This window comes from Marinobacter sp. 1_MG-2023 (assembly GCF_030549045.1).
GTDB lineage: Bacteria > Pseudomonadota > Gammaproteobacteria > Pseudomonadales > Oleiphilaceae > Marinobacter.
Map to the genome: position 1 here is coordinate 131,963 of NZ_JAUOST010000005.1, position 23,495 is coordinate 155,457.

Here is a 23,495-nt window from a genome sequence, read left to right on the forward strand (position 1 = left end):
ACGGCATGCCCGCAAATGACTCCACAGGCAGTCCTAGAGATCATTGACCATGCACGGCGCAAGGAGGCCCGTTCAGGAACATTTCTTCGGCAACTGCATGAGAAGGCAGCGGCGCTGCCGTCGGCCGTCACAATTGAAGGGTACAAGCCGGCAAACAGCCTGTTCCAGTTTGCCATCGAGTACATCGAAATGGCCCCGAGGCTGATAGAGTGCGTAGACGCCTGCGCGCGCGAAGCGGGTACTGCGCAGCTGTTTGACCCGTTTGTTAAAGCGGCCATTGGTTACTTCACCGAACCATCCGTATTACTGGTTCGCTACGACGGGCTGGATGGGCTTCTGATCCGGGCATACCTTTGCCATCGCCTGATGGAGGAAATGCACGAAAATAATCACTCGATCAGAAACGGAGGACTTGTCGATATCGAAGCAACTCGTGCTAACCTGCTGGTTCACGAGCTTATTGGCGAACCTTTCGCAAACGAACTTGACGATTCAATCACCGTAACCGTCCTGCAGATCGCCGGCACACCCGACTATTACGAACTGAATCTCGACCCCTTTGTTGAACAGGTAAACAATGATGCCTGGAACTGGATGCGGCGCTACTGGGAAAACCTCCTGATCCGCAATCATATCCGCTTTTCTCTGGGCTCTGGCCGAGCCTGATTTCACTTTGCCCTGGAAGGCTCTGCATCATTGGAAGGTTCATAGCAATAATGAAGAAAAAAACGGTTTTGCTGCTGCTTTTTTGTCTGCTGCCAGCTTCTGTTCTGTCAGATGAGCTGACCGTCAGGGTTCAGCTTGCTGATGGCTCGGGCCCTGTGACCGGAGCCGTGGTGTATGTAAATGATGCGAGCCGACCACCCCCGGTGCGGGCAGAAGTGACTCAAAAGGACCGCATGTTCCACCCTCATATATCGATCCTGCCTACAGGCTCCAGCGTGGATTTCCCCAACCGGGACAATACCCAGCATCACGTTTATTCGTTCTCGCGCGCCAAAACCTTTGATCTTGAACTCTACGCTGGCCGGCCCGAAGCGCCTGTTGTGTTTGATCAGCCCGGCATTGTTGAGCTTGGCTGCAATATTCACGACCACATGCGGGCGTTCATTGTGGTAGCCGACACCCGCGCTATCGGACAAACCAACGAGCAGGGAGAGGTAAGGCTCGCGCTGGATTTCGGCGATTCCCCTGCACCCGGTTCGCTGAGCCTTAACATCTGGCACCCCCGCTTGCCAGATAACACCCGGCCATTGGTTCGGGAAATCGATGGCGCCAGCCTGGCAGGCGCGGCTACAGAAATCATCAGCATAGAACTGGAGCCCGAGCCACACCATGAAGGCCCTCTGGATCACCTCCAGAAGCGCTTCCGGGAGCTTTGATGGCAGGCTGGGCTAACCGCATAGGGTTCCGCGGCCGGCTGGTTACGGCAATGGTCGCTCTGGTTGCGCTGGTAAGCCTGCTGATTGGTGCGCTGTTGATGGTGTACCTGTTCGAGGATGAAAAGCTTCGGGCATTGGAACAACTCAGCATAGCCGAGCGCCTGACTAACGAAGTAATCGAGCGCCGCACCGACCTTGAGCTCTCGCGCCTGAGCGTTGTTATCCGTGATTTCGGCTTTCGCTCTGCCATCGCCAGCGGCGATCCCGCAACTCTCGGCAGTGCTCTGGAAAACCACAGCGGGCGCGTCGGGGCAGACTTTGCACTGCTGCTGGATAATCAGGGAGAACTTCTGGCGTCAACGCTGCCTCGTGCTCTTCTGCCCGGCGCTACCCCCGCGCAACTCACTAATGCCCGCAGAAACGGCGCTGACCGCTCACTACTTAGCATCGACCAACGCGGCTACGAGGTACTCGTTGTTCCCGTGGAAGCGCCCGGATTGAGGGCATGGTTAGTCGCCGGCTTCGAGATGGATCAGGAGCTGGCAAATGTCATCGCCAGGCTCAGCGGCAGCTCTGTCATGTTCCGCACAAACGCCAACAATCCAGACGGCTTCACCAGTTTTGCAGCGTCTTCCGATATTGCCAGCGCCGAAGAGCCGGCGCTTATCAAGTCGGCGGGGGGCCAGAACTTCATCGAAAGCGCCCGGTATTTCACACGCACACTGAATCTTGGCACTTCCGACCAGGGTATTTTCGAAGCGGTACTGATGATAAGTCGGGAAGCCAGCCTGCAAAACTACTACAGCCGGGTGCTGGAAATTGCCCTGCTGGTCACAGTCATCATGGTGCTCGCCATATTACTGGCACTCCTGACAGCAAGATATCTCGGCCGGCCCGTACTTCAGCTAGCCCATTATGCAAGGGCTGTTGGACGGGGAGATAACCCCCGAGCCCCCGAAATTCGAACCGGCGGTGAACTGCGCGAACTCCGCAACGCTCTGCGCGATACACTTGCGCGGCTTACTCGCCGCGAAGCGGAAATCCGTCATACCGCGACACACGACGAAGTTACAGGACTAAGCAACCGTAGCGCCCTCATGCATGCGGCGAAGGAAGGTTTCGATGCGGGAGTGTCCTGCAGCTTGATTGGCCTGCGCGTGAGCGACCTTTCCAACATCAACGATACCCTCGGCATCGAGTTCGGCGACAAAGTCCTGCTGGGAGTCTCACAACGGTTGCGTGAGGAACTGCCGGATGCCAGCCTGCTGGCACGCACCGGAGGTGGGGAGTTCCTCGCGCTGGTTCCGGAACAAAGCCCAGAAATGCTGGCGCAACGGGCCCTGACGCTACATAAGGCCGTGGAATTGCCCCTCGACGTCGACAATACTCCGTTTTCTCTGCGCGCTAACCTGATAACACTGCAACTTCCTGTCGATGCCAGTCAGACCAACGAACTGAGAAGGCGGATAAACCTTACCTTTGAACAGGCCTTGCAACAGGGTGCTGCGGTCACACCATACGAGCCCGGCCAAGATGAAAACCACCTGCGCGAACTCAAGCTGGTCTCCGATCTGCACAGTGCGATCCGCAACGACGGTCTGCATATGAACTATCAGCCCAAACTCGATAGTCGCACCGGGCAAGTACTTCAGGTGGAGGCCCTTGTACGCTGGATCCACCCCGAGCTTGGGTTCATATCACCGGAAGAGTTCATCTTCCTGGCAGAGCAGTCGGGGCAGATCAACGATCTCACCAATCATATCCTGCAACGGGTGGCCAATGATGCCAGAGCCTGGTTCAGCGCAGGCCTGGATATGGGCGTCGCAATCAACCTTTCCGCAATGGACCTGACCTGGCCGGCGCTCACCGAGCGCATAACGAGCATTTTTGCAGGCTGGCACCACAGCATGGAGCGCATCACCCTGGAAGTAACAGAAAGCGCGCTGATGGAAGACCCGGTAGAAGCTATGGCTACACTGAACCGCCTACGGGATCTGGGCGTCACCCTTTCTGTTGACGACTTTGGCACTGGTTATTCATCACTGTCGCAACTGCGAAAACTGCCCGTTCAGGAGCTTAAAATAGACAAATCCTTCGTGCTCAGCCTGAATGCCGAACCTCAGGACCAACTGATCGTAAAATCCACAATCGATATGGCCCATGGTCTTGGGCTCAAGGTGGTGGCAGAAGGTATAGAAAACCTGGAAACCTGGAAATTGCTGCAGACCTGGGGCTGCAACGTTGGCCAGGGTTTCTATCTGAGCCGTCCGGTTTCTGCAGATAACCTTGCGCAAACTACCGCGTCCCTTGCCGACCGCCGGCACGAGCTGGCTGAGATCACGCCGGAGCCTTCTTCATGATACGTTTTTCCCACCCACTGCTGTGTGCCGCCGGATTTGCATCCTTTATGGCTGCAGGGCTTTTTGTAACCCCCGCAGCCATGGCGGATGTTGGCAGTCGCATCTGGGCAACCGGCGGCGTTACCACCATAGAAGGCAGCGCCGGCGGCGGACTGGTGCCCTGGGCCCTTCTTGGCAGTTACGCCAGCGATGAAGAATGGGGCGGCACACTTGCCCTGAGCCGGGCTGAAGTAGACGACTACACGCTCTCAGTCACCGGCGCCGGCCTGAACTGGAACAACCGGATCGAAGTTACCGTCGCGCGCCAGACTCTGGACCTCGACAGCCTGGTTTTCACCCTTAAAGATGGTTTCGGACTGGAGCAGGATGAGCTCAACCAGGACATCTTCGGAGTGAAAGTGCGGTTGGCGGGTGACGCTCTCTACAGCCCCTGGGGGCAATGGTCTTTGGGCGCGCAGCATAAACGGCAACGGGAGTTCACTGTGCCGGAAGCCATAGGTGCGCAGGATGACAGTGGCACGGATTTCTATTTTTCCGGATCGAAAGTCTTCTTTGCTGCCTTATTCGGCCGCAACCTGCTGGTAAACGGGACCCTGCGGGGAACCCGCGCCAACCAGGGCGGGCTGCTGGGCTTTGGTGGCGACTTGAATAACGGCTATGAAATCATGGCCGAAGCCGGTGTTGGTGTGTTTATGAACCGGCAGTGGCTGCTGGGTGCCGAGTATCGGCAAAAACCGGATAATCTGAGTTTTGCCCGCGAGGAGGACTGGTGGGATGTGTTTGTTGCCTGGGTGCCGGATCGTCGGCTCGCGGTGACCGCTGCATTCGTCAACCTGGGTGATATTGCAACCCTGACGGACCAGCAAGGTGTGTATCTGTCTCTGCAGGGGAGTTTCTGACAATGCGCCCGAGCAAAACAAAGATGTATATGGCCGCACTCATGATTATGGCAAGCCTCCTTGCAGGCGGTTGCCAGAGCCTTCACAACGAGTCGGACAACAGCCTGTACCTGCAGCTGGGTGAACGCGCCGGTATCGCCGACGTGGTAGAAGACCTGCTTTACCTTATCGTGGACGACGAACGCATTAATGAGCAGTTCAAGGGTATGGACGTTGCGCAGTTTCATCGCAACCTTACCGATCAGCTGTGTGAGCTCAGTGGCGGCCCCTGTAAGTATACCGGGCGTGAAATGCGCGAGTTGCATGCAGCTATGGGGATTACAGATACCCAGTTTAACGCTCTGGCAGAAAACCTTATTCTGGCCATGGAAGACAACAATATACCAACAGCCGCACAGAATCGTCTGATCAAGCGACTATTACCTCTTTACCCGGATATTCGCCATCTATGACAATCGGAACGACCAAAAGTCAGAAACAACCAGAATCGGGAATGACATGACGAGGCACGATACCGGAATGACTGAAAAAAAGAACGAGATCCGCCCCGGCCGCTATCGGCACTATAAGGGCAAAGATTACGAAGTAATCGACATTGCCCGCCACAGCGAAACCGAAGAAAAACTGGTGGTCTATCGCTGTCTGTACGGCGACTACAGCCTCTGGGTCCGCCCCCTCAGCATGTTCCGCGAAACCGTAAACCTTGCAGGAGAGCAGGTCCCACGTTTCGCACGTATTGATAAAGCCTGACCATTACACAAGACCTTTGACTAAGCCTGCCAATTACTGCAAATTACCGCGCTTTCATGATTCCCGCCTTCGCAAGAGGGCGGGATAACCCACTACGCGTACCCGGAGTCTTCCATGAATGCCGTTGTTGCCGCGGTGCTGATCATGCTCGTATTGAGCCTGGCCCGCATCCACGTTGTTGTTGCCCTTATCGTAGGTGCCGTCTCTGGTGGCCTTATCGCCGGAATGTCGCTGGAAGCCACCATTGAAGCCTTTAACAACGGCCTCGGCGGCGGTGCTACCGTCGCGCTTTCCTATGCAACCCTCGGCGCCTTCGCGGTTGCTATCGGCAAATCCGGACTGGCCCACGCTCTGGCAGACAAAACCCTTGCCATGGTCGGCCAGCAGGAAAACAACGCGGCGGCCAAAAGCGTGCGCTTCATGATCATCGGCGTGCTGATCCTTATTGCTCTGTCGTCACAGAACATCCTGCCTATCCACATTGCATTCATCCCGCTGGTCGTTCCACCCATGCTCTACGTGATGGCCAAACTGAAAATGGATCGCCGGCTCGTTGCCTGTGCGCTCACCTTCGGTTTGATCACCCCTTACATGTTCCTGCCCATCGGCTTCGGCAGTATTTACCTGAACGACATCCTGATGGCCAAAATCAGCACCAACGGCGGCGAAACAGAAGGCCTGAGTGTTATGCACGCCATGGCGCTGCCAGCTCTGGGTATGCTCTGTGGCCTTCTGGTTGCAGTGTTCTTTACCTACCGCGGCGAACGTGAATACGATCTGGAAGCCATTACCCGCACTGAGCGCGTAAACGTGTCTTACAGCTCTGGCACGCTGATCATGGCCGTTATTGCCATTGTGGTTGCCTTCGTGGTTCAGCTCTGGCTCGGCTCAATGATTCTGGGGGCGCTGGCAGGCTTCCTGCTATTCAACCTTTCTGGCGTAGTGAAGTGGAAAGAAGCTGACGATCTGTTTACGGAAGGCATGAAGATGTTGGCCATGATCGGCTTCATAATGATCGCTGCTTCGGGTTTTGCTGAAGTAATGCGCGAAACCGGTGAGATCGCAACTCTGGTGCAAAGTTCGGTAGACGTGATTGGCAGCAACAAACCCATGGCCGCGCTACTGATGCTGGTTGTTGGCCTGATGATCACAATGGGGATTGGCTCATCCTTCTCCACCATCCCTATCATTGCAGCCCTTTACGTGCCCCTGGCACTGGAAATGGGCTTCAGCTCCCTGGCTATCGTTGCCCTCGTCGGCACCGCCGGCGCACTGGGCGATGCTGGCTCCCCGGCCTCCGACTCCACCCTAGGCCCCACCGCCGGCCTGAACGTAGACGGCCAGCACAACCACATCTGGGATTCTGTGGTGCCCACGTTCCTGCACTACAATCTGCCGTTGCTGGGCTTTGGGTGGTTGGCGGCTATGGTTCTTTAAGTTTGGAGTTTGCCTTCGTTTCGTAGCCTGCAGGTTTGGAGGATGCGAAGCCACGGGGGTACTTTCTTCTGGAAAAAAGCAACTCGCTGCGCTCAAACATTTTTTTTCCGCCAGAAAGTACCCCCGCACCCTCGCGTTAAACAATACAGATATCGTAGGGGAAAGACGGGGAGGACGAGTGTTCTCTGAATCACTGTATTGGCGGTCAGCAGCTGACACTGAAAACTTGGAACCAAGCCGTACTGAACCGAACTTCCTGATCTTTTAAACGAGTTACCCATGCAGTGAGAACAAGAGGGTGTGGGGAGATGTTTTTCTGCCGGGAAAAAAATGTCTGAGCGCAGCGAGTTGTTTTTTCCCAGAAGAAAAATATATCGCCGCGACCTCGTACTCCCCTCAAATCACAGGCTTCAGTCTTAAAAGTTACTAGTCCTCAGAAGACCCAGCCTTAAAAAAAACAACCTGCTTAACCGTATGATCATCCTCATTGCCGCGCTTGTTAACCCGGGTCTCCAACTCAGGCTCTGCAGGCTTTTCGGCATCCGATACCGCATCGGTAAAACCGCAAGCCACACACTCACGAATCTGCTCACCGTCATCGTCGGTAAACATCTTGATCTTGTCCATCTCCGCACAGCGGGGACAAACCGCACCGGCTATAAAACGTTTCGGGCTTGCCATAATGTATCTCCACAATGGAATCTCCGGTGGCTTTAACGACCACCGGAGAGGATTGGATCAGGCCGCTTCGTTTGTGATGCCGGTTTGCTTCAACAGAGCATCCACCTGAGGCTCACGGCCGCGGAACGCCTTGAACAGCTCCATCGGCTCCTGTGATCCGCCTTTTTCCAGAATGTTCTGCAGGAACGCACGCCCGGTTTCCGAGTCGAAGATGCCCTTTTCCTCGAACAGCGAGAAGGCATCTGCAGCCAGCACTTCCGCCCACTTGTAGCTGTAATAGCCTGCCGCGTAACCGCCGGCGAAGATGTGCGAGAAAGCGTTCGGGAAGCGGTTGAATTCCGGAGCTTCCACCACGGCGATGGTTTCGCGCACTTTGCGGTGCATGTGCAGCGGATTGGTCGGGACTTCTTCCGTGAATTCCGCATGCAGGCGGAAATCGAACAGGGAGAATTCCAGCTGTCGCACCATGGCCATGCCTGACTGGAAGTTCTTGGCCGCCAATAGTTTCTGCAGCAAATCTTCCGGTAAAGGCTCTCCCGTTTCGTAATGGCTGGCAATCAATGCCAAAGAATCCGGATTCCAGCACCAGTTTTCCAGGAACTGACTGGGCAGCTCCACCGCATCCCAGGCCACGCCGTTGATGCCGGACACATCCATGACTTCCACCTGGGTCAGCATGTGATGCAATCCGTGGCCAAACTCGTGGAACAGGGTAGTTACTTCGTCGTGGGTGAGCAGCGACGGTTTGCCGTTCACCGGCGGCGTGAAGTTACAGGTCAGGAAAGCCACCGGCAATTGCAAGGTGCCGCGCTGATTGCGCCAGCGCACCCGACAGTCTGCCATCCATGCTCCACCGCGCTTGCCTTGGCGGGCAAACAGGTCGAAGTAAAACCAGGCAATCGGCTCGCCGTTACGGCTGATGCAGTAGGCGGTGGCGTCTTCGTGCCAGGTTTCTACCTCAGGCTTCGCTTCAATCTGTATGTCGAACAGCTTTTCCGCCACCTTGAACAGACCCGGCACAACCTTGTCCGCCGGGAACCAGGGACGAAGGGTTTCAGGCGAGATATCGTAGCGTTGCTGGCGGAGTTTCTCGCTGTAGTAGCCGACATCCCAGGCATTCAGGTCGTCAAGGCCGTGTTCGTCTTTGGCAAACGCCTTGAGCTCGGCAAAATCCTTCTCAGCAACGGGTTTGGATTTTGCTGCCAGCTCCGTAAGAAAGTTCAGCACCTCATCGGAGTCCCTGGCCATTTTGGTGGCCAATGAGCGCTCCGCATAATTGTTGAAGCCAAGTAGTTTGGCCAGGGCATGGCGGCGCTTGAGAATTTCGGCCATCACCTGGGTGTTATCCCAGGTTCCGGCATCTGGCCCTACGTCGGATGCCCGGGTGACAAAAGCTTCGTATACTTCGCGGCGCAGCTCACGGTTGTCGCCGTAGGTCATAACCGGAAAGAAGCTGGGGAAGTCCAGGGTGATCACGTAGCCATCGAGTTCTTTCTGGCTAGCGGCCTGTTTGGCACCGTCGATGGCAGATTCCGGTAGGCCGGCGAGTTCTACTATATCCGTGATGTGTTTAAACCAGTGCTGAGTGGCATCCAGTACATTGTCGCTGAACCGGTTGGTCAATTCTGCCAGCTCCCGGGACAGGGCCGCATACTGCTTTTTCTGCTCGTCCGGCAGGTCTACGCCACCAAGATGAAAGTCTCTCAAGGTGTTATCAACTGCTTTTCGCTGGGCTTCGCTCAACTCGCTGAAATCATCCCTTGCTGCAAGCTTTTTGTAGGCCTCACACAGGGCGGCATTCTGGCTGACTTCCGTACCGTACTCGGTAAGCTTTTCCAGGCAGTTTTTGTAGACTTTGCGCAGGTCGTCGTTGTTCATGACGCCGTTCAGGTGCGAGATCACCGACCATGCATTGCTGAGCCGGTTATCAAGAGCCTGCATAGGCTGCGCCAGAGTGTCCCAATCAGGATCTTCGTTCTGGGCCAGGCTCGCAATTTTCATTCGGTTTTCGCTGAGAATCTGGTCAATGGCCGTTTCCATATGCTCTGTGCGGATATGGTCAAACTTTGGCAGCAAATCATCTGTCAGCAACGGGTTATTCATGGATCCCCTTCTCAGCAATGAGTTGGTAAAGTAGCGTGACACGAGTAACGCTTAGCTATTGGGCCCGGAAATGGAGTCCGGATGGAAGCCCTTTCCAAAACACGCCGTGAATACCTCCCTGTAGGCTCGGCTCCGCCATCCATGGCTCCGCACGGTTTTGGAAAGGGCTTCCATCCGGACTCCCCGATCTCGGGGAGTAATCTCATCTATCGAGTATATGTAATGACGAATGTACGTTCTCACAAGGGTACCACGCCAAATTTCGGAGCACGCACTCTGGTGGATCCCAGTGCCGTGGTTATCGGCGATGTCAAAACCGGTGATGATTGCTCCATCTGGCCGATGACTGTGGTGCGCGGGGATATGCACAAGATTCGCATTGGCGACCGCTGCAGTATTCAGGACGGCTCTGTGCTTCATATTACCCACGCCAGTGATTATAACCCGGGTGGTTATCCGCTAATTCTGGGCGACGACGTTACCGTGGGGCATAAGGCGTTATTGCACGGCTGCACGATTGGCAGCAGGGTGCTGGTAGGTATGGGGTGCATTATCATGGATGGCGCAACCGTAGAAGATGAGGTGATTGTTGCCGCTGGCTGCCTGGTGCCTCCAGGGAAAACGCTCGAGTCCGGCCACCTTTACGTGGGTTCTCCCTGTAAAAAGGCGAGAGCACTCTCGGAGAATGAACGTAGTTTCTTTGCATATACCGCTGCAAATTATGTACGTCTCAAAGATGAGTATCTTTCCGAGGCCTGAGCGCACGACCCGAACTGTGGTCTGAACAGCAGTCCCACGCCGTATACCTTCTATCCGCGAACCCTGGTGGAGAACGTGCGTTGTGATGCTGTTCTGGTTGTTGCTTCTTAACAGTCTGCTTCTGATCCCGGCTATCGCCTTGCCGGGATCCATGCCTTGGCTTTCGATTGAAGCAATCGCTCTCTGGGCGCTGCTTTGCCTGTTGCCGCGCCGCTACCGCCAGAATCGATTTACGATAACCCTGGCGGTCATCTACAGCTCTCTGGCTTTCCTGGTTTTGGTGGATGCGCTGGTTCGCGAGAGTCTGGGTCGGGGGCTGAATCTGTATCTGGAAGCAGGGTTGCTGGGCGCTGCCTGGAATCTTCTGGAGACCAATCTGGGTTCAGTGATAGCGGCTCTGGCTCTACTGCTTCTCGTGGGCTTTCTGGCAAGTCTGGGGTGGCTGTTCCATGTATGCCTGAAACGTATTCAGTATCACTCATCGGCGGGCTTCGGCAAGCCACTGTTGTTTGTGAGCGGCCTGGTCATAGCTGGCGCGATAACGCCCTTTATCGGTAGTCCGGCGTTGGCATTCATGGCCAACCAGGCATCCCTGATGACCCATACCCACCAGACGACTGAAGCTTTTGTCGAGCAACTTCGGAATCAGCCGGAGACGAGCCGAACCGCCCAACCACTCACACAGCTGGCCGGCAGGGATGTCATCCTCGGCTTTATCGAGTCCTATGGTATATCTACCCTGACGGATGATCGCTATCGCATGCTGATCGACCAGCGCCTGGAGTTAATGGAGCAGGAACTGGATTCCGCAGGCCTGACCATTGTGACCGGGCGGCTGCAATCTCCTGTACAAGGTGGGCAGTCATGGCTTGGACATCTCTCGGTGCTCAGCGGGCAATGGATTGAAAATCAGCTCGCCTACGAGACCCTCCTCAGCAGCAACTACCCCACGCTGGTCGACGACTTTCGCGGCACCGGCCATAAAACTGTGGCAGTGATGCCGGCCATTACTCGAGCCTGGCCCGAGGGCCGGCTTCTCCGGTACGAATATATCTATGATCATGACAATATGGGTTATCGGGGGCCTGCCTTCAACTGGGTGACCATGCCGGATCAATACACCTGGCGCTGGCTGCAGCAACTGCGCGAGCGCACGCCCGAGCCCTTGCTTGTCGAACTTGCGCTGATCAGCAGCCATGCTCCCTGGGTTCCTGTTCTGCCGGTTCTCGCTGATTGGGAGGCTATTGGCGACGGAGAAGTTTTCGAGCGCTGGAGAGGTGCGGGAGAAGCACCCGCGTCGCTTTGGCGTGATACCGAACGCGTCCGCGACCACTATGGCAAGGCAATAGACTATGCCCTGAACGTTGCCAGTAATTTCGCAACCAGGTATGTAGAAGAGAACACACTGATGATCATTCTTGGCGACCACCAACCCGCCCCACTGATAACCGGCGAGAACGCCAGCCGGGATGTCATCGTTCACATCATCAGCGGAGATCCCGGGCTGGTTACACCCTTTCTTTCCGGAGAGCTGCCGGGATTCCAGCCCGGCACCAGGCCAGACCTTCAGGCTACCGGTGCACCCATGAACCAATTACGGCCATTTCTGCACAAGCACTTTGGCAACCCCTGAAATCGACCTCAAGAACTTTTTGTGGCTCCCGCGTTTTTCAGGACGCGGGCATAATCCTGGCTTTTATGATGCTCGCTGACTCTGTCCAGTATGGTTTCGCCGGTTTCATTCACCGCGTTGAGATCCCGACCCGCGTCCACGAAGAAGCCCACAAACCGTTCGAAATCGCCGGCTACCATAGCCTGGTAAGCTTTTAGCAACGTATTGTAATCTGAGCCCTCACCTTCGGGTGGAGCCACCAGAAAGCTTTTTACGCGCTCGTCACTCCACTCTTCACCGATGACTTTGGGCTTATCCGGACCGCTCATATTCACACTCTCCTTATTCAGGAATTTTCTATTCAGGGCAGAATCTCCACCGGCAGGTCTCCGGTGGAGATGGATTCGTCGCACTCGGGGTCGCGAATGGCTATTTCCACCCGACGGTTCAGCGCTCGGTTTTCCGCCGTATCGTTTGCTGCAAGGGGGTTTGTTTCCGCACGGCCAGCTGCGACGACGCGCTCAGCGGGCACCTGTTGACTCATGACAAGCTCGTGCACAACAGATACCGCACGTGCCGCGGAAAGGTCCCAGTTGGAGCGATAACGGCTACTGGAAATGGGCCTGTCATCTGTATAACCGGAAACCAGAACATCACCGGTACAGCCCGCCAGCACACCAACTACCCGCTCAATAATAGGAATCATCTCCGGTTTAATGGCAGCCTCCCCGGAGCGGAAGGTTGCTTCTTCCGAGAAGCGGATCACCACTTTATCTTTATCGTAGTTTACGCTCAAAGCTCCGGAGGCCACTTCACTCTCCAGTTCACCGATCATTCTGCTGGCCAGATCTATGACGCCACTGGAGATAACCGTATCAGCGGAGTCCGGCGCACGCTCATCGATAAATTCAGGTTCCCGCACCTGCGTTTCTGTGGGTTCTGGCAGGGATACGGTGTCTGATTCCACCAAAGTAATTGGCGAACCGCCAATGTTGTCAGACAGCACATTGGCAGAACCAAAAGCCACGGACATGGAGTTCGCCATAGCTTTGTATTTTTCGATGTCCATTTCCGCGAATGATAACAACAGAATAAAAAACGTCAGCAACAGCGTTGCAAGATCGGCAAAGGTAACGATCCACGCAGGCGTCTGGTTTTTTTGCCGCGGCTTGCTGGCTTTCCGGAGCGTTTGCAAAGCTTCAGACCTCCCGCTCCGGCACCAGAGCTCTGCGCTGATCTGGCGTTACAAACGAGGAAAGCATTTCTGTCATCACCCTCGGATTTTCCCCGCGCATGATGTTGCGCATGGAGGTGATAATCAGAACCTGATTGCGGCTTTCATCTTCGGCCTTGAGCTGAAGCTTGTCTGCCAGAGGAAGCGCTATCAACTGGGCGATGAAAGCGCCGTAGAGTGTTGTCAGCAAGGCAATCGCCATAGCCGGGCCGATAGAGGAGGGGTCATCCAGCGAGTTAAGCATCTGCACCAGACCCACCAGGGTGCCCAGCATGCCAATAGCCGGCGCAGACTCGCCAATGCCCCGGAAGACCCGCTCAGCGACTTCGTAGCGCTCTGCCATCTGCTGGGATTCCTGAGCCAGCGCCTCCTCAACCAGTTCCGGTGGATGGCCATCCACACACAGATTGATGGCTTTTTGCAGGAACTCATTGCCGGTCCGATGATTTTCCAGGCCCAGAACACCCTCTTTCCGAACGACCAGAGCCAGCGCCCCCGCTTCGCGGATCAGCTCCGTAGGTCGTTCGACCCTGTCAGTAAACGCAGCGCTCATAGCCAGACGGAAGGCGCTCATCACGGAGGATAGCCGGAACTTTATGAGCGTTACCGCAAAGGTGCCGCCAATAACAATGGCCAGGCCCGGCAGATTGAGAAAGGTCAGAATTGAAGCGTTTGCCAGCATCGCCAGAATAACAATCAGAATACCGGCGACAAGCCCTACGAGGGTAAGAATGTCCATATATAGCCCTTATGGATTATGGTCTCTGTGACTGGTCTGGCTGCGAAGTACGATTTTAGTCATTCCGCAATGTATCAATAACCGGCGCTGTTTCCGGGTACACGCCCCGCCAGACCCGGAACGACTCGGCTGCCTGTTCAACCAGCATTCCCAAACCATCAAATACCTCGACAGCACCGTTATCCAGAGCCCACTGGTTAAACGTGGTTGTCTGCAAAGAATACATCATGTCATAGACGACTGTGCCAGCCGCGATCACATTTGCACGAAGGGGTGGCAAGTCACCCTGCAGGCTCGCACTGGTGCCATTAACAATGACGTCGAATGGCTGATCCGGCTCATCGAATCCGCAGGCACTCAGATCGGCAGCGCCGGCCTCATCGGCAAACAGGGCGACCAGTGCGTCGGCTTTAGCCACAGTACGATTAGCAATCTTCAGGCTGGCGGGTTTTTGTGCCAGCAGTGGGCCCAAAACGCCACGCACGGCACCACCTGCGCCCAGAACCAGTATCCGGGCACCTTCGAGCTTAACGCCATGGTTGCTCATCAGATCCCGAACCAGCCCACAGCCATCGGTATTGTCGGCTACCAGTTGCCCTTCACTGTTGTGATACAAGGTGTTGGCTGCGCCCGCCTTTTCAGCTCTGGTAGTACGGCTTTCCGCCAGTCGCCAGGCCTGCTCCTTGAAGGGAACCGTGACATTAAGACCCTTGCCGCCACCCTCAAAGAATTGGCGAACCGTTGTCGTGAAATCATCAAGGGGCGCCTGAATTGCGGTGTATTCCACCGGCTCACCGGTTTGCGAGGCAAACAAACTGTGAATTCTCGGTGATTTGCTGTGGCCAATCGGGTGCCCGACCACCGCATAAAGATCATTACTCATAATCTACCCCTCTTGCGATGTGTTATCTGCCAACCAGTCCCGCCCGGTGAGAAAATGGTCCGTCAGACGCGCCTCTTCACTGCCCGCTTCCGGTACCCGACTGTAATCCCAACGCACCAGGGGTGGCAGCGACATCAGAATGGACTCTGTGCGCCCACCAGACTGCAGTCCGAACAGGGTGCCACGGTCATAAACCAGGTTGAACTCAACGTAGCGACCGCGCCGGTATAGCTGAAAATCACGCTCGCGCTCACCATATGCCTGGTCCATCCGGCGCCTTACAATGGGTTCGTATGCTTCAATATAACTATTGCCCACAGATTTCATCAGCCCGAAATCCTTTTCGAAATCGCCGGTGTTGTGATCGTCGAAGAAAAGCCCGCCGACGCCTCTTGGCTCGTCTCTGTGGCGCAAATAGAAATAATCATCGCACCAGTCTTTGTAACGACGGTAAGTGTCCTCGCCAAACGGCGCACACGCAGCTTCAGCAGTCTTATGCCAGTGCACACAGTCTTCATCAAAACCGTAATAGGGTGTGAGGTCGTAGCCACCACCAAACCAGTAAACCGGTTCGCTATTCTTCGGAGTCGCGATAAAGAACCTCACATTGGCGTGAGATGTAGGCACGTATGGGTTATTCGGGTGAATCACCAGAGAGACGCCCATGGCCTGCCAGGGCGCACCAGCCAGATGAGGCCGGTGCGCCGTGGCCGATGCAGGCATGGTGTCGCCCATCACATGGGAGAAGTTGACCCCACCTTTTTCAAAGGCTCTGCCATCGCTGATAACACGACTTACACCGCCGCCGCCCTCGGGGCGATCCCAGGCGTCGCGAACGAACTCTGCACCACCCTCCAGCGCCTCCAGGCGCTGGCATATGCTGTCCTGCAAGCCAAGCAGATACTGTTTAACCGCATGAATATCCGGTTGCTGTGGCATGGATTCTCCTAACGAAGCTGTTCGCCGCTGACAATATCAATAATGCGGCTGGGTTTCCGGTTACCGCCAAGTGCGCCCGGCACAATCTGGTCGAGCCGGTCATCAAAGTAATCGCGAACCTGCTGGGCGTCACGGGCAGGGTCTTGCCCTGCGGGATTGCACGATGTGGAGACCAGAGGCATGCCGGCGCCTTCGCAAAGGGCTTTAACCACGGGGTGTTCACTGACTCTGACAGCAATAGAGCTATGACTGCCACGTACCCACTCAGGAATCTGCTTGTTCACATCCGGCAACAAACAGGTAACAGGGCCGGGCCACTGGCTCAGCGCCGCCTGCTGAAGCTCTTCAGGCAAAGGGTCGAGCAGAAAGCGGACCTGTTCCACAGACGCCGCTACCAGAATCAGGCCCTTTTCCACCGGGCGGTTCTTGAGTTCAAGAATGCGTGTTACTGCCTGAAGGTTCCAGGGGTCACATCCAAGACCCCAGACAGCCTCGGTCGGATAGGCGATAACACCGCCTTGCAGAATTGTACTGCGGGCAAGCTGTAACTGCTGATCATTTAAAGGATTTTGCACAGCCATGTTGATTTAGTCAGACCAAAACGAAATAAATCATCACACCAGGCTCAGGCGATTTTCTGGAAACCTCCGGGTGCAGAACTCACCAAGCCTTCAAGCTCCAGTAGCAGCAGAGACTGAACGAGTTGATCGGCCGGAAGACCGGTTGCCGAACACAGTGCATCAGTTGATTGGGGATCATACCCTAATGCCTCAAACACCGCGATTTCCCGGTTGTCCAGTGCAGCCAAAGGGCCAGCATCCCGGCTTTCAGCCCCAGGCTGAATGCCAGACTGCTCTGGCAATTCGCGAACGGCAGGCAGTGACCAACAGGCGCCAAGTTCTTCCAGGATATCGTCAACCGTATCGACCAGCCGTGCGCCCTGCTTTATGAGATGGTGACAGCCACGGGCTACCGGGCTGTGAATGGACCCCGGAATGGCAAACACTTCGCGCCCCTGCTCCAGGGCCATTCTCGCGGTAATCAGAGAACCGCTTTTCAAACCAGCTTCAACCACCAGAATGCCACGACTCAGGCCGCTGATAATACGGTTACGCTGGGGAAAGTGAGCAGCTCTGGCGGGCGTACCGGGCGGATATTCGGATACCATCAGGCCATGTTCGATAACCCGATCACCAAGCCGACGATGCTGGTTCGGGTAAATTCGGTCAAGGCCACACCCGATAACGGCGATTGTCGCGTATCCCGCATCCAGGGCCCCAGCGTGGGCCGCGCCGTCAACACCCAGCGCCAGGCCACTGGTTACCAGCAGGTTCCGGTTGCTCAGTTCTGCAGCAAAGCGTCGGGCGTGATCCAACCCCGCAGGGGTGGCGTTGCGACTGCCAATAATGCCAATCTGCTCATAGCACAACAGCCTCGGATCACCTCGGGTATACAACACCAGTGGCGCATCATGAATGTGCCTCAGTACATCCGGATAATCAGGGTGTTGCCAGTTCACGGTACCTATGCCATGCCGCTCACAAGCCACCAGGATCTGCTGGACGGTTTTTACAGAGCTATCGGCTTCATTTTGCTGTTGCCACGCCAGAATTGCCGCAACCGTTTCAGCATGCAGGCCCTGAGCCCGGAGCGTTGCAGGATTTCTCGTGAGAAGGTCAGTGAGATCGGGGGTTGTCGCAAGCATCGCCCGCCGACGGGCACGCCCGAATTTGGGCAAACAGGTAAGAAATAACCACTGCGCAGAAGGAGAGGAAAACACGGCATCATCCTTGGAAATAACAAAACCGGGCCTTCCTGGCCCGGCTTTCGGTTAACCGCCTAAGGGATCAGGGATTGGTGACTTTGTCGCCAACCGATAGTGCCCTTGTCGCCTGCAATACCAGGCCGTAGCTCATTTTTTCGTATACCTGGAATACCATCAGCAAGCCAGCTCTCTCGGAAGGCAGTTCGACGGTTTCGTTGGTAACCGGGTCACGCACCAGGTTGCCGCTTTTCAGAATGGCCATCACATTGCCAGCTTCCAGCCCTTCACGGCTGCCCCGGTTGATCGCAACCACATTGTATTGACCAATTTGAGTAACACCTCCATCCACGGAGATCATTTTGCCTTCGATCTTCTCGCTGGGGGAGCTAGGCGTAAAACTGGTGGTCAGGCGGCGATCTTCATTGACCAGCAGGCGATCACCGACACGCACCTCTTCACTGGAGCTTGTCAGATCTACAGTCAGAACATCACCGTTTTCTGCAGCCACATCGCCACGGGCTATGCTGCGCGCCTCCAGACCCAGAAACTCTCCGGTATCCGGATCAACAAATTCTGTGCTGCGACGGAATACACCCACTTTATCCGCAGGCTTTTCGCCTCGGGCATACACCCGGTCACCAGCGCCATTAACAATGCGACCGTCTACGCCTTCAAGAACATAAGGCGCTTCATTGATCAGCTCAGGGCTGACAATGCGAGTATCGGTCAGGAAACTGCTGATAGCATCGAGAGGGATTGCGGGAATGGGTGTATCGATCCGCTCCGAGCGAATCTCCGGTGACAACTTCACAAAACCGTTGTTGGACGCCACCTTCGTGAGCCGGGGCTTGCCGTCGATGTAAACGAGAGCGAGACGATCACCCGGGTAAATCAGGTGAGGGTTGGCTACCTGCGGGTTAACGTGCCAGATTTCAGGCCAGTACCACGGGTTGCTCAGAAATCGCCCTGAAATGTCCCAGAGAGTATCACCCTTTACAACAGTGTAACGCTCAGGGTGGTCAGGCCGCAGTTCTGGTGCAGCTTGAGCCCAGGAGGTTGCTAGCAGCATAGTGGCCGCCAGAGCGTACAGCAGTTTCCTCATTGTCTAAGTCCTTGATCGCGTGCCTTGAATCTGTGAGTTCTGGTAAGGATGCAGCCAGTTGTCTGCAGCTTATTACGTTGTTATGCAAGTTACTATAGAAGAAGTCTCGCAAATTGTGATGTTATCTTTTGTTCTTCCAGTAAATTCTATGCCATTTCCAAAAGATTTTAACTATTGCCTGATCAGTTTGTACTCAATCGGCGAATTGTTGGATAATGTACCGAAAGAGGCGTCACGCCGCCCATATTAATGTGAAAGGAACAATTTGCGCAGTACGCTGTCGCATTTCAGAGATCGCTTTCACACGGTTACAAAAGACAACGTTAAAAGTTCGGCACAACCATTAGTCATAAAAGGGTGCCAGCCCGAAACACTGGCATTCGTCATACAGGCCAAAGTACGAGCACTATGATACTAGATATTCTCGAATACCCGGATCCCCGTCTTCGCACCATCGCCAAGCCGGTTGATGAACTGACAGACGCCGACCGCAAGCTGATCGACGACATGTTCGAGACCATGTACGATGCGCCCGGCATTGGTCTGGCGGCCACACAGGTGGACGTTCACAAACAGATCATCGTTATGGATCTGTCTGAAGACAAGAGTGAACCCCTGGTGTTCGTCAATCCGCAGGTTGAAGTGCTCGATGGCGAACGTGAACCCATGCAGGAAGGCTGCCTTTCTGTGCCTGGCTTTTATGAAGACGTTGAACGGATTGAGCACTGCATGATCCGTGCACTGGACCGGGACGGAAAGCCGTTTGAAATTGAAGCCCGAGGCCTTCTTGCTGTCTGCATTCAGCACGAAATGGATCACCTGAACGGCAAGCTGTTTGTCGACTACCTCAGCAACCTCAAGCGCAACCGCATACGCAAGAAGCTGGAAAAGCTTCACAAGCAAAGTGCGTGATCAATGCCTGAACGGCGTTTGATGATTGTATAGAAAGTATCGGACCGGGCCTTGGCCCGGTCTTTTCGTATTCAACGAATCAGAGACCCAACACCGTGCGACTCGTTTTTGCCGGCACTCCGGATTTCGCAGCAAGCGCCCTGAAAGCGCTACTGGGCACCCATCACACCATCGTGGGCGTATACTCCCAGCCTGACCGACCCGCCGGCCGTGGCCGCAAACTCCAGCCCAGCCCGGTCAAACAGGTTGCTCTGGACAACAGCATCCCGGTATTCCAGCCAGAAACCCTGAGAACCCCGGAAGCACAGCAGGAACTGGCAAACCTACAGCCGGATGTGATGATCGTTGCGGCCTACGGGCTGATTTTGCCCCAGGCAGTGCTGGAAATCCCCGCCCATGGTTGCCTTAACATTCACGCCTCGCTGTTGCCCCGATGGCGCGGCGCGGCGCCCATTCAACGCGCTATTGCCGCCGGCGATAAAGAAACCGGCATTACCATCATGCAAATGGACAAAGGCCTGGATACCGGCGCCATGTTGCTGAAATCCCGAACCGCGATTGAAGCCTCCGATACCGGCGGCAGCCTTCACGACCGCCTTGCTGAATTGGGTGGCGACGCCATTATTGAAGCCTTGACCCAGCTCGAGAGCAGCAAGCTAATTGGTGAAACCCAGAATGACGGGGATGCCTGCTACGCCCACAAACTTTCAAAAGAAGAAGGTCACATTGATTGGTCGCAAGACGCTCCGGCCATCGAGCGATTGATTCGTGCCTTCAACCCCTGGCCGGGCACTTATACCGATCTGGAGCAGCAACGCCTGCGGATCCACGAAGCCACGGCCATCGACGAGCAGAGCCAGAAGCCGCCAGGAACCGTGTTAAAGCGGGAGCGGGAAGGTATTGATGTTGCCTGTGGCACCGGCACTTTGCGCATCAACCGACTACAATTGCCGGGGTCCCGCGCCCAAAGCGTCAACGACCTGATTAATGGCGGCAAACAATTGCTGTTGCCCGGACAGGAGCTGCGCTGACATGGACCGCTATGATCAACTTGATCAACCGATGCGCGCCGTTGCGGCCAATGTGCTGATGGCGGTGGAAAACGGTGAGTCTTTGTCCCAGTGCCTGCCGCCGGCTCTGCAGCAACTTGCGCCAAATGAGCGCCCGGCACTGCAAGCACTCTGCTACGGCACTTGTCGTTGGTTTCACCGCCTCGACAATGAGCTGAACAGCCGACTGAAAAGCCCTGTGAAGAAGCAGGATCGCGTTGTTCATCATCTGATGCTGGTCGCTCTGTTCCAGTTGCGCTTCAGTCAGCAGGCCACCTACGCCATCCTGAACGAATCCGTAGAAGCCTGTCGCGCCCTCGACAAGCCACATCTCACCGGTCTGGTGAATGGTGTTTTGCGTTCTGCCGAGCGCGAAGGTGCGCCCGAGCCGGCAAATGATGCCAGCCGCTTCAGCCATCCCGCCTGGATGGTGGAAAAGTTACGCCATAACTGGCCAGACCATTGGCAGCAGATTCTTGAAGCCAATAACGCCCAGGCGCCCATGACATTGAGGGTGAACGCGCTTCGTTTTACCCGCGATGAATATCTCGCGCTGTTAAACGACGCAGGTATTGAAGCGACCGCGACCGCCTTTGCACCTCAGGGTATTCAGCTTGCCCGGCCGGTTCAGGTTGACCAGCTACCCTGGTTTGCCGACGGCGCGGTCAGCGTTCAGGACGAAGCCGCACAGCTCTGCACGACGCTGCTGGACCTTGCGCCGGGCCAAAGGGTTCTGGACGCCTGCGCAGCGCCAGGCGGGAAGACCTGCGCCATTCTTGAAAGCCAGGCAGAGCTTGCCGAAGTCGTAGCGATCGACGAGTCGGCGGCGCGGCTGCCCCGGGTTCAGGAAAACCTCGACCGGTTGGATTTGCACGCAAGCCTGCTGCAAGCGGACGCTGCGGACACCGAACAGTGGTGGGACGGCCAGGCCTTCGACCGCATTCTGCTGGATGTTCCCTGCAGCGCCAGCGGCGTTATCCGCCGCCACCCTGACATCAAACTCCTGCGCCGGGAAACCGATGTTGTGCCCCTGGCGGCTATACAACTCGGACTGCTGGAAGCTATGTGGTCTGTACTCAAGCCGGGCGGCCGCCTGGTCTACGCGACCTGTTCCGTGTTCCCCCAGGAAAACCACCGTATAATCCAGCGGTTCCTTAAACAGCAAACCACCGCCGTTCTTATTGAGCCAGAGGTTCAATGGGGTCGAAACATGGGCGCGGGGCGACAGCTTCTCCCCGATCCAACCAGCCATGACGGCTTTTTCTATGCCGTACTGGAGAAACCTGAATCATGAAGATCCTGATCCTCGGCGCCGGCCAGGTCGGCGGCACACTGGCAGAAAATCTGGCCAATGAAGCCAATGATATAACGGTCATCGACACTGACGCGGTGCGGCTACGCGAACTGCAGGATCGGCTCGACATTCGCACGGTTCAGGGCATGGCCTCTTATCCAACGGTATTAAGCCAGGCTAATGCCGAAGACGCCGACATGCTGATTGCTGTTACTAACAGCGATGAAACCAATATGGTTGCTTGTCAGATTGCGAGCATTCTGTACAACACACCCACGAAAATCAGCCGCGTGCGAGCCAGCGCCTACATATCCAATAACAAGCTTTTCCAGAAAGAAGGCGGCTTTCCGATTGACGTCATGATCAGCCCGGAGCATCTGGTTACCCGGCACATCACGCGGCTGATTGAATATCCGGGCGCCTTGCAGGTACTGGAATTCTCCAAGGGCCTGGTCCGGCTGGTGGCCATTCGCGCCACAGAGGGCGGCCCACTGGTCGGGCGCGAGCTGTCTTATTTTCGTATGCACATGCCCAAAATTGATACCCGGGTGGCAGCTATTTTCCGCAAAGATCACGCCATCATGCCAAAGGGCGATACGGTGATTGAGGATGGCGATGAAGTGTTTTTCATCGCCGGTGCCGACCACATTCGCTCGGTAATGAGTGAACTGCAACCCCTGGTTAAAAACTACAAACGCATTTTTATATGCGGCGGCGGCAACATAGGTCAGCGCCTGGCCCACACTCTCGAAAACCGCTATCAGGTCAAGCTGTTGGAGCGCGACCGTGAACGCTGTGTTCTGCTTTCTGAAAGCCTGCGCAAAACGGTTGTGCTTGAAGGTAATGCTGCGGACAAAGACATACTGCTGGAAGAAAACATCGAAAACACCGATGTGTTCTGCGCCGTTACCAACGATGATGAAGCCAATATCATGGCATCCTTGCTGGCCAAGCGTCTGGGTGCCCGCAAGGTGTTCACGCTGATCAACAACCCGGACTATGTGGATCTGATCCAGGGCGGCGAGATTGATGTCGCTATTTCCCCTCAGCAAACCACCATCGGCAGCTTGCTCACCCATGTACGGCGAGGCGACGTTGTGAACGTTCACTCTCTCCGCAGGGGCGCTGCCGAAGCCATCGAGGCAATTGCCCATGGCGATCACAAATCTTCCAAGGTAATCGGCAGGCGGCTGGATGAAATCAACCTGCCCCAGGGTGCGACCATAGGTGCGATCGTCCGCCATAACGAAGTACTGATCGCTCACGACCACCTCCGGGTGCAACCGGATGATCATGTCATCCTGTTCCTGGTAGACAAATCCCGGGTGCGGGAAGTTGAAAAGCTCTTCTCCGTGGGGCTTACGTTCTTCTAGTTCAAAATCAAGAGCATAAAGACTACTTAGAAATACCGGTTTGGCGCGCGTATAATGCGCCTTTTTTCAGAATGACCCTCTTGCGAGCAAATTGAATATTGGCTCGATACTAACTCGAGATTGAGTCGAGATTGTGCCGAAGAGTGGCTACACACAGACCGAATCAGCAGGCAAACGTTGTGACAGAAAGAGTGACAGAAAGAGCGACAGACAAGGCAAAGA

Annotated in this window: 23 protein-coding genes; 13 read left to right on the forward strand and 10 right to left on the reverse strand. The window is 55.6% G+C overall.

Annotated features, from left to right (window positions below; translation table 11 throughout):
• Nucleotides 1-15 precede the first annotated feature (15 nt).
• The 7 genes from Q4606_RS13470 (at nucleotide 16) to Q4606_RS13500 (ending at nucleotide 6,828) form a co-directional block, all read left to right on the forward strand.
• The gene (locus tag Q4606_RS13470) at nucleotides 16-666 is read left to right on the forward strand and encodes a hypothetical protein (protein WP_303607920.1); all 651 of its coding nucleotides are present in this window, start codon (nucleotides 16-18) and stop codon (nucleotides 664-666) included.
• A gap of 50 nt (nucleotides 667-716) precedes the next feature.
• The gene (locus Q4606_RS13475) at nucleotides 717-1,382 is read left to right on the forward strand and encodes a methylamine utilization protein (RefSeq protein WP_303607840.1); all 666 of its coding nucleotides are present in this window, start codon (nucleotides 717-719) and stop codon (nucleotides 1,380-1,382) included.
• Nucleotides 1,382-3,742, forward strand: coding sequence for a bifunctional diguanylate cyclase/phosphodiesterase (locus Q4606_RS13480; protein ID WP_303607841.1), 2,361 nt, complete (start codon nucleotides 1,382-1,384; stop codon nucleotides 3,740-3,742). Before Q4606_RS13475 ends, Q4606_RS13480 begins: the two co-directional genes overlap by 1 nt.
• Nucleotides 3,743-3,789: 47 nt before the next feature.
• Nucleotides 3,790-4,641 (forward strand): DUF3034 family protein, encoded by an 852-nt coding sequence (locus tag Q4606_RS13485; protein ID WP_303607921.1) that lies wholly within the window; start codon nucleotides 3,790-3,792, stop codon nucleotides 4,639-4,641.
• A gap of 2 nt (nucleotides 4,642-4,643) precedes the next feature.
• Nucleotides 4,644-5,093, forward strand: a complete 450-nt coding sequence (locus tag Q4606_RS13490) for a group 1 truncated hemoglobin (RefSeq protein ID WP_303595274.1) — start codon at nucleotides 4,644-4,646, stop codon at nucleotides 5,091-5,093.
• A gap of 67 nt (nucleotides 5,094-5,160) precedes the next feature.
• Nucleotides 5,161-5,391: a DUF1653 domain-containing protein gene (locus tag Q4606_RS13495; protein ID WP_303595272.1), complete on the forward strand. Its 231-nt coding sequence runs from the start codon at nucleotides 5,161-5,163 to the stop codon at nucleotides 5,389-5,391.
• A 114-nt stretch (nucleotides 5,392-5,505) separates the two neighbouring features.
• Nucleotides 5,506-6,828, forward strand: a complete 1,323-nt coding sequence (locus Q4606_RS13500; protein WP_303607842.1) for a Na+/H+ antiporter family protein — start codon at nucleotides 5,506-5,508, stop codon at nucleotides 6,826-6,828.
• 426 nt (nucleotides 6,829-7,254) lie between these two features.
• Here the strand turns inward: Q4606_RS13500 and Q4606_RS13505 are convergent, their stop codons facing one another.
• Nucleotides 7,255-7,509: a YheV family putative zinc ribbon protein gene (locus Q4606_RS13505; RefSeq protein WP_303607843.1), complete on the reverse strand. Its 255-nt coding sequence runs from the start codon at nucleotides 7,507-7,509 to the stop codon at nucleotides 7,255-7,257.
• 57 nt (nucleotides 7,510-7,566) lie between these two features.
• Nucleotides 7,567-9,612 carry an oligopeptidase A gene (prlC, locus tag Q4606_RS13510; protein WP_303607844.1) on the reverse strand — a complete coding sequence of 682 codons (2,046 nt, stop codon included), beginning with the start codon at nucleotides 9,610-9,612 and terminating at the stop codon, nucleotides 7,567-7,569.
• 222 nt (nucleotides 9,613-9,834) lie between these two features.
• Here prlC and Q4606_RS13515 point away from each other — a divergent pair, with 222 nt between their 5' ends.
• Both Q4606_RS13515 and Q4606_RS13520 read left to right on the forward strand, forming a co-directional pair.
• Nucleotides 9,835-10,371, forward strand: a complete 537-nt coding sequence (locus Q4606_RS13515; RefSeq protein ID WP_303595496.1) for a gamma carbonic anhydrase family protein — start codon at nucleotides 9,835-9,837, stop codon at nucleotides 10,369-10,371.
• A gap of 85 nt (nucleotides 10,372-10,456) precedes the next feature.
• On the forward strand, nucleotides 10,457-12,004 hold the full coding sequence (locus Q4606_RS13520) for a sulfatase (protein ID WP_303607922.1): 1,548 nt from the start codon (nucleotides 10,457-10,459) through the stop codon (nucleotides 12,002-12,004).
• Between the two features lie 8 nt (nucleotides 12,005-12,012).
• On the opposite strand, the gene Q4606_RS13525 is transcribed toward Q4606_RS13520, so the two are convergent.
• From Q4606_RS13525 to Q4606_RS13560, 8 genes are all read right to left on the reverse strand, one after another.
• Nucleotides 12,013-12,312 carry a PA4642 family protein gene (locus tag Q4606_RS13525; RefSeq protein WP_303595266.1) on the reverse strand — a complete coding sequence of 100 codons (300 nt, stop codon included), beginning with the start codon at nucleotides 12,310-12,312 and terminating at the stop codon, nucleotides 12,013-12,015.
• 32 nt (nucleotides 12,313-12,344) lie between these two features.
• Nucleotides 12,345-13,178, reverse strand: a complete 834-nt coding sequence (locus tag Q4606_RS13530; RefSeq protein ID WP_303595265.1) for a flagellar motor protein MotB — start codon at nucleotides 13,176-13,178, stop codon at nucleotides 12,345-12,347.
• Nucleotides 13,179-13,182: 4 nt separating this feature from the next.
• The gene (locus Q4606_RS13535) at nucleotides 13,183-13,956 is read right to left on the reverse strand and encodes a MotA/TolQ/ExbB proton channel family protein (RefSeq protein WP_303595264.1); all 774 of its coding nucleotides are present in this window, start codon (nucleotides 13,954-13,956) and stop codon (nucleotides 13,183-13,185) included.
• A 55-nt stretch (nucleotides 13,957-14,011) separates the two neighbouring features.
• On the reverse strand, nucleotides 14,012-14,839 hold the full coding sequence (aroE, locus tag Q4606_RS13540; protein WP_303607845.1) for a shikimate dehydrogenase: 828 nt from the start codon (nucleotides 14,837-14,839) through the stop codon (nucleotides 14,012-14,014).
• Nucleotides 14,840-14,842: 3 nt separating this feature from the next.
• A complete protein-coding gene (hemF, locus tag Q4606_RS13545) occupies nucleotides 14,843-15,778 on the reverse strand; it encodes an oxygen-dependent coproporphyrinogen oxidase (RefSeq protein WP_303607846.1) in 936 nt (311 codons plus the stop codon).
• Between the two features lie 8 nt (nucleotides 15,779-15,786).
• Complete coding sequence (locus Q4606_RS13550; protein WP_303607847.1) at nucleotides 15,787-16,359, reverse strand: L-threonylcarbamoyladenylate synthase; 573 nt, start codon at nucleotides 16,357-16,359, stop codon at nucleotides 15,787-15,789.
• A 44-nt stretch (nucleotides 16,360-16,403) separates the two neighbouring features.
• Nucleotides 16,404-17,558 (reverse strand): DNA-processing protein DprA, encoded by a 1,155-nt coding sequence (gene dprA / locus Q4606_RS13555; RefSeq protein WP_303595257.1) that lies wholly within the window; start codon nucleotides 17,556-17,558, stop codon nucleotides 16,404-16,406.
• A 67-nt stretch (nucleotides 17,559-17,625) separates the two neighbouring features.
• The gene (locus Q4606_RS13560; protein ID WP_303607848.1) at nucleotides 17,626-18,645 is read right to left on the reverse strand and encodes a LysM peptidoglycan-binding domain-containing protein; all 1,020 of its coding nucleotides are present in this window, start codon (nucleotides 18,643-18,645) and stop codon (nucleotides 17,626-17,628) included.
• A gap of 408 nt (nucleotides 18,646-19,053) precedes the next feature.
• Here Q4606_RS13560 and def point away from each other — a divergent pair, with 408 nt between their 5' ends.
• The 4 genes from def (at nucleotide 19,054) to trkA (ending at nucleotide 23,273) form a co-directional block, all read left to right on the forward strand.
• Entirely contained in the window at nucleotides 19,054-19,557 is a 504-nt protein-coding gene (gene def, locus Q4606_RS13565) for a peptide deformylase (RefSeq protein ID WP_303595253.1), read from the forward strand.
• Nucleotides 19,558-19,652: 95 nt separating this feature from the next.
• Nucleotides 19,653-20,588 carry a methionyl-tRNA formyltransferase gene (gene fmt / locus Q4606_RS13570; protein ID WP_303595251.1) on the forward strand — a complete coding sequence of 312 codons (936 nt, stop codon included), beginning with the start codon at nucleotides 19,653-19,655 and terminating at the stop codon, nucleotides 20,586-20,588.
• 1 nt (nucleotide 20,589) lies between these two features.
• Nucleotides 20,590-21,900, forward strand: coding sequence for a 16S rRNA (cytosine(967)-C(5))-methyltransferase RsmB (gene rsmB / locus Q4606_RS13575; protein WP_303607849.1), 1,311 nt, complete (start codon nucleotides 20,590-20,592; stop codon nucleotides 21,898-21,900).
• Nucleotides 21,897-23,273 carry a Trk system potassium transporter TrkA gene (gene trkA, locus Q4606_RS13580; protein WP_303595247.1) on the forward strand — a complete coding sequence of 459 codons (1,377 nt, stop codon included), beginning with the start codon at nucleotides 21,897-21,899 and terminating at the stop codon, nucleotides 23,271-23,273. Before rsmB ends, trkA begins: the two co-directional genes overlap by 4 nt.
• The last annotated feature ends 222 nt before the right edge of the window (nucleotides 23,274-23,495 follow it).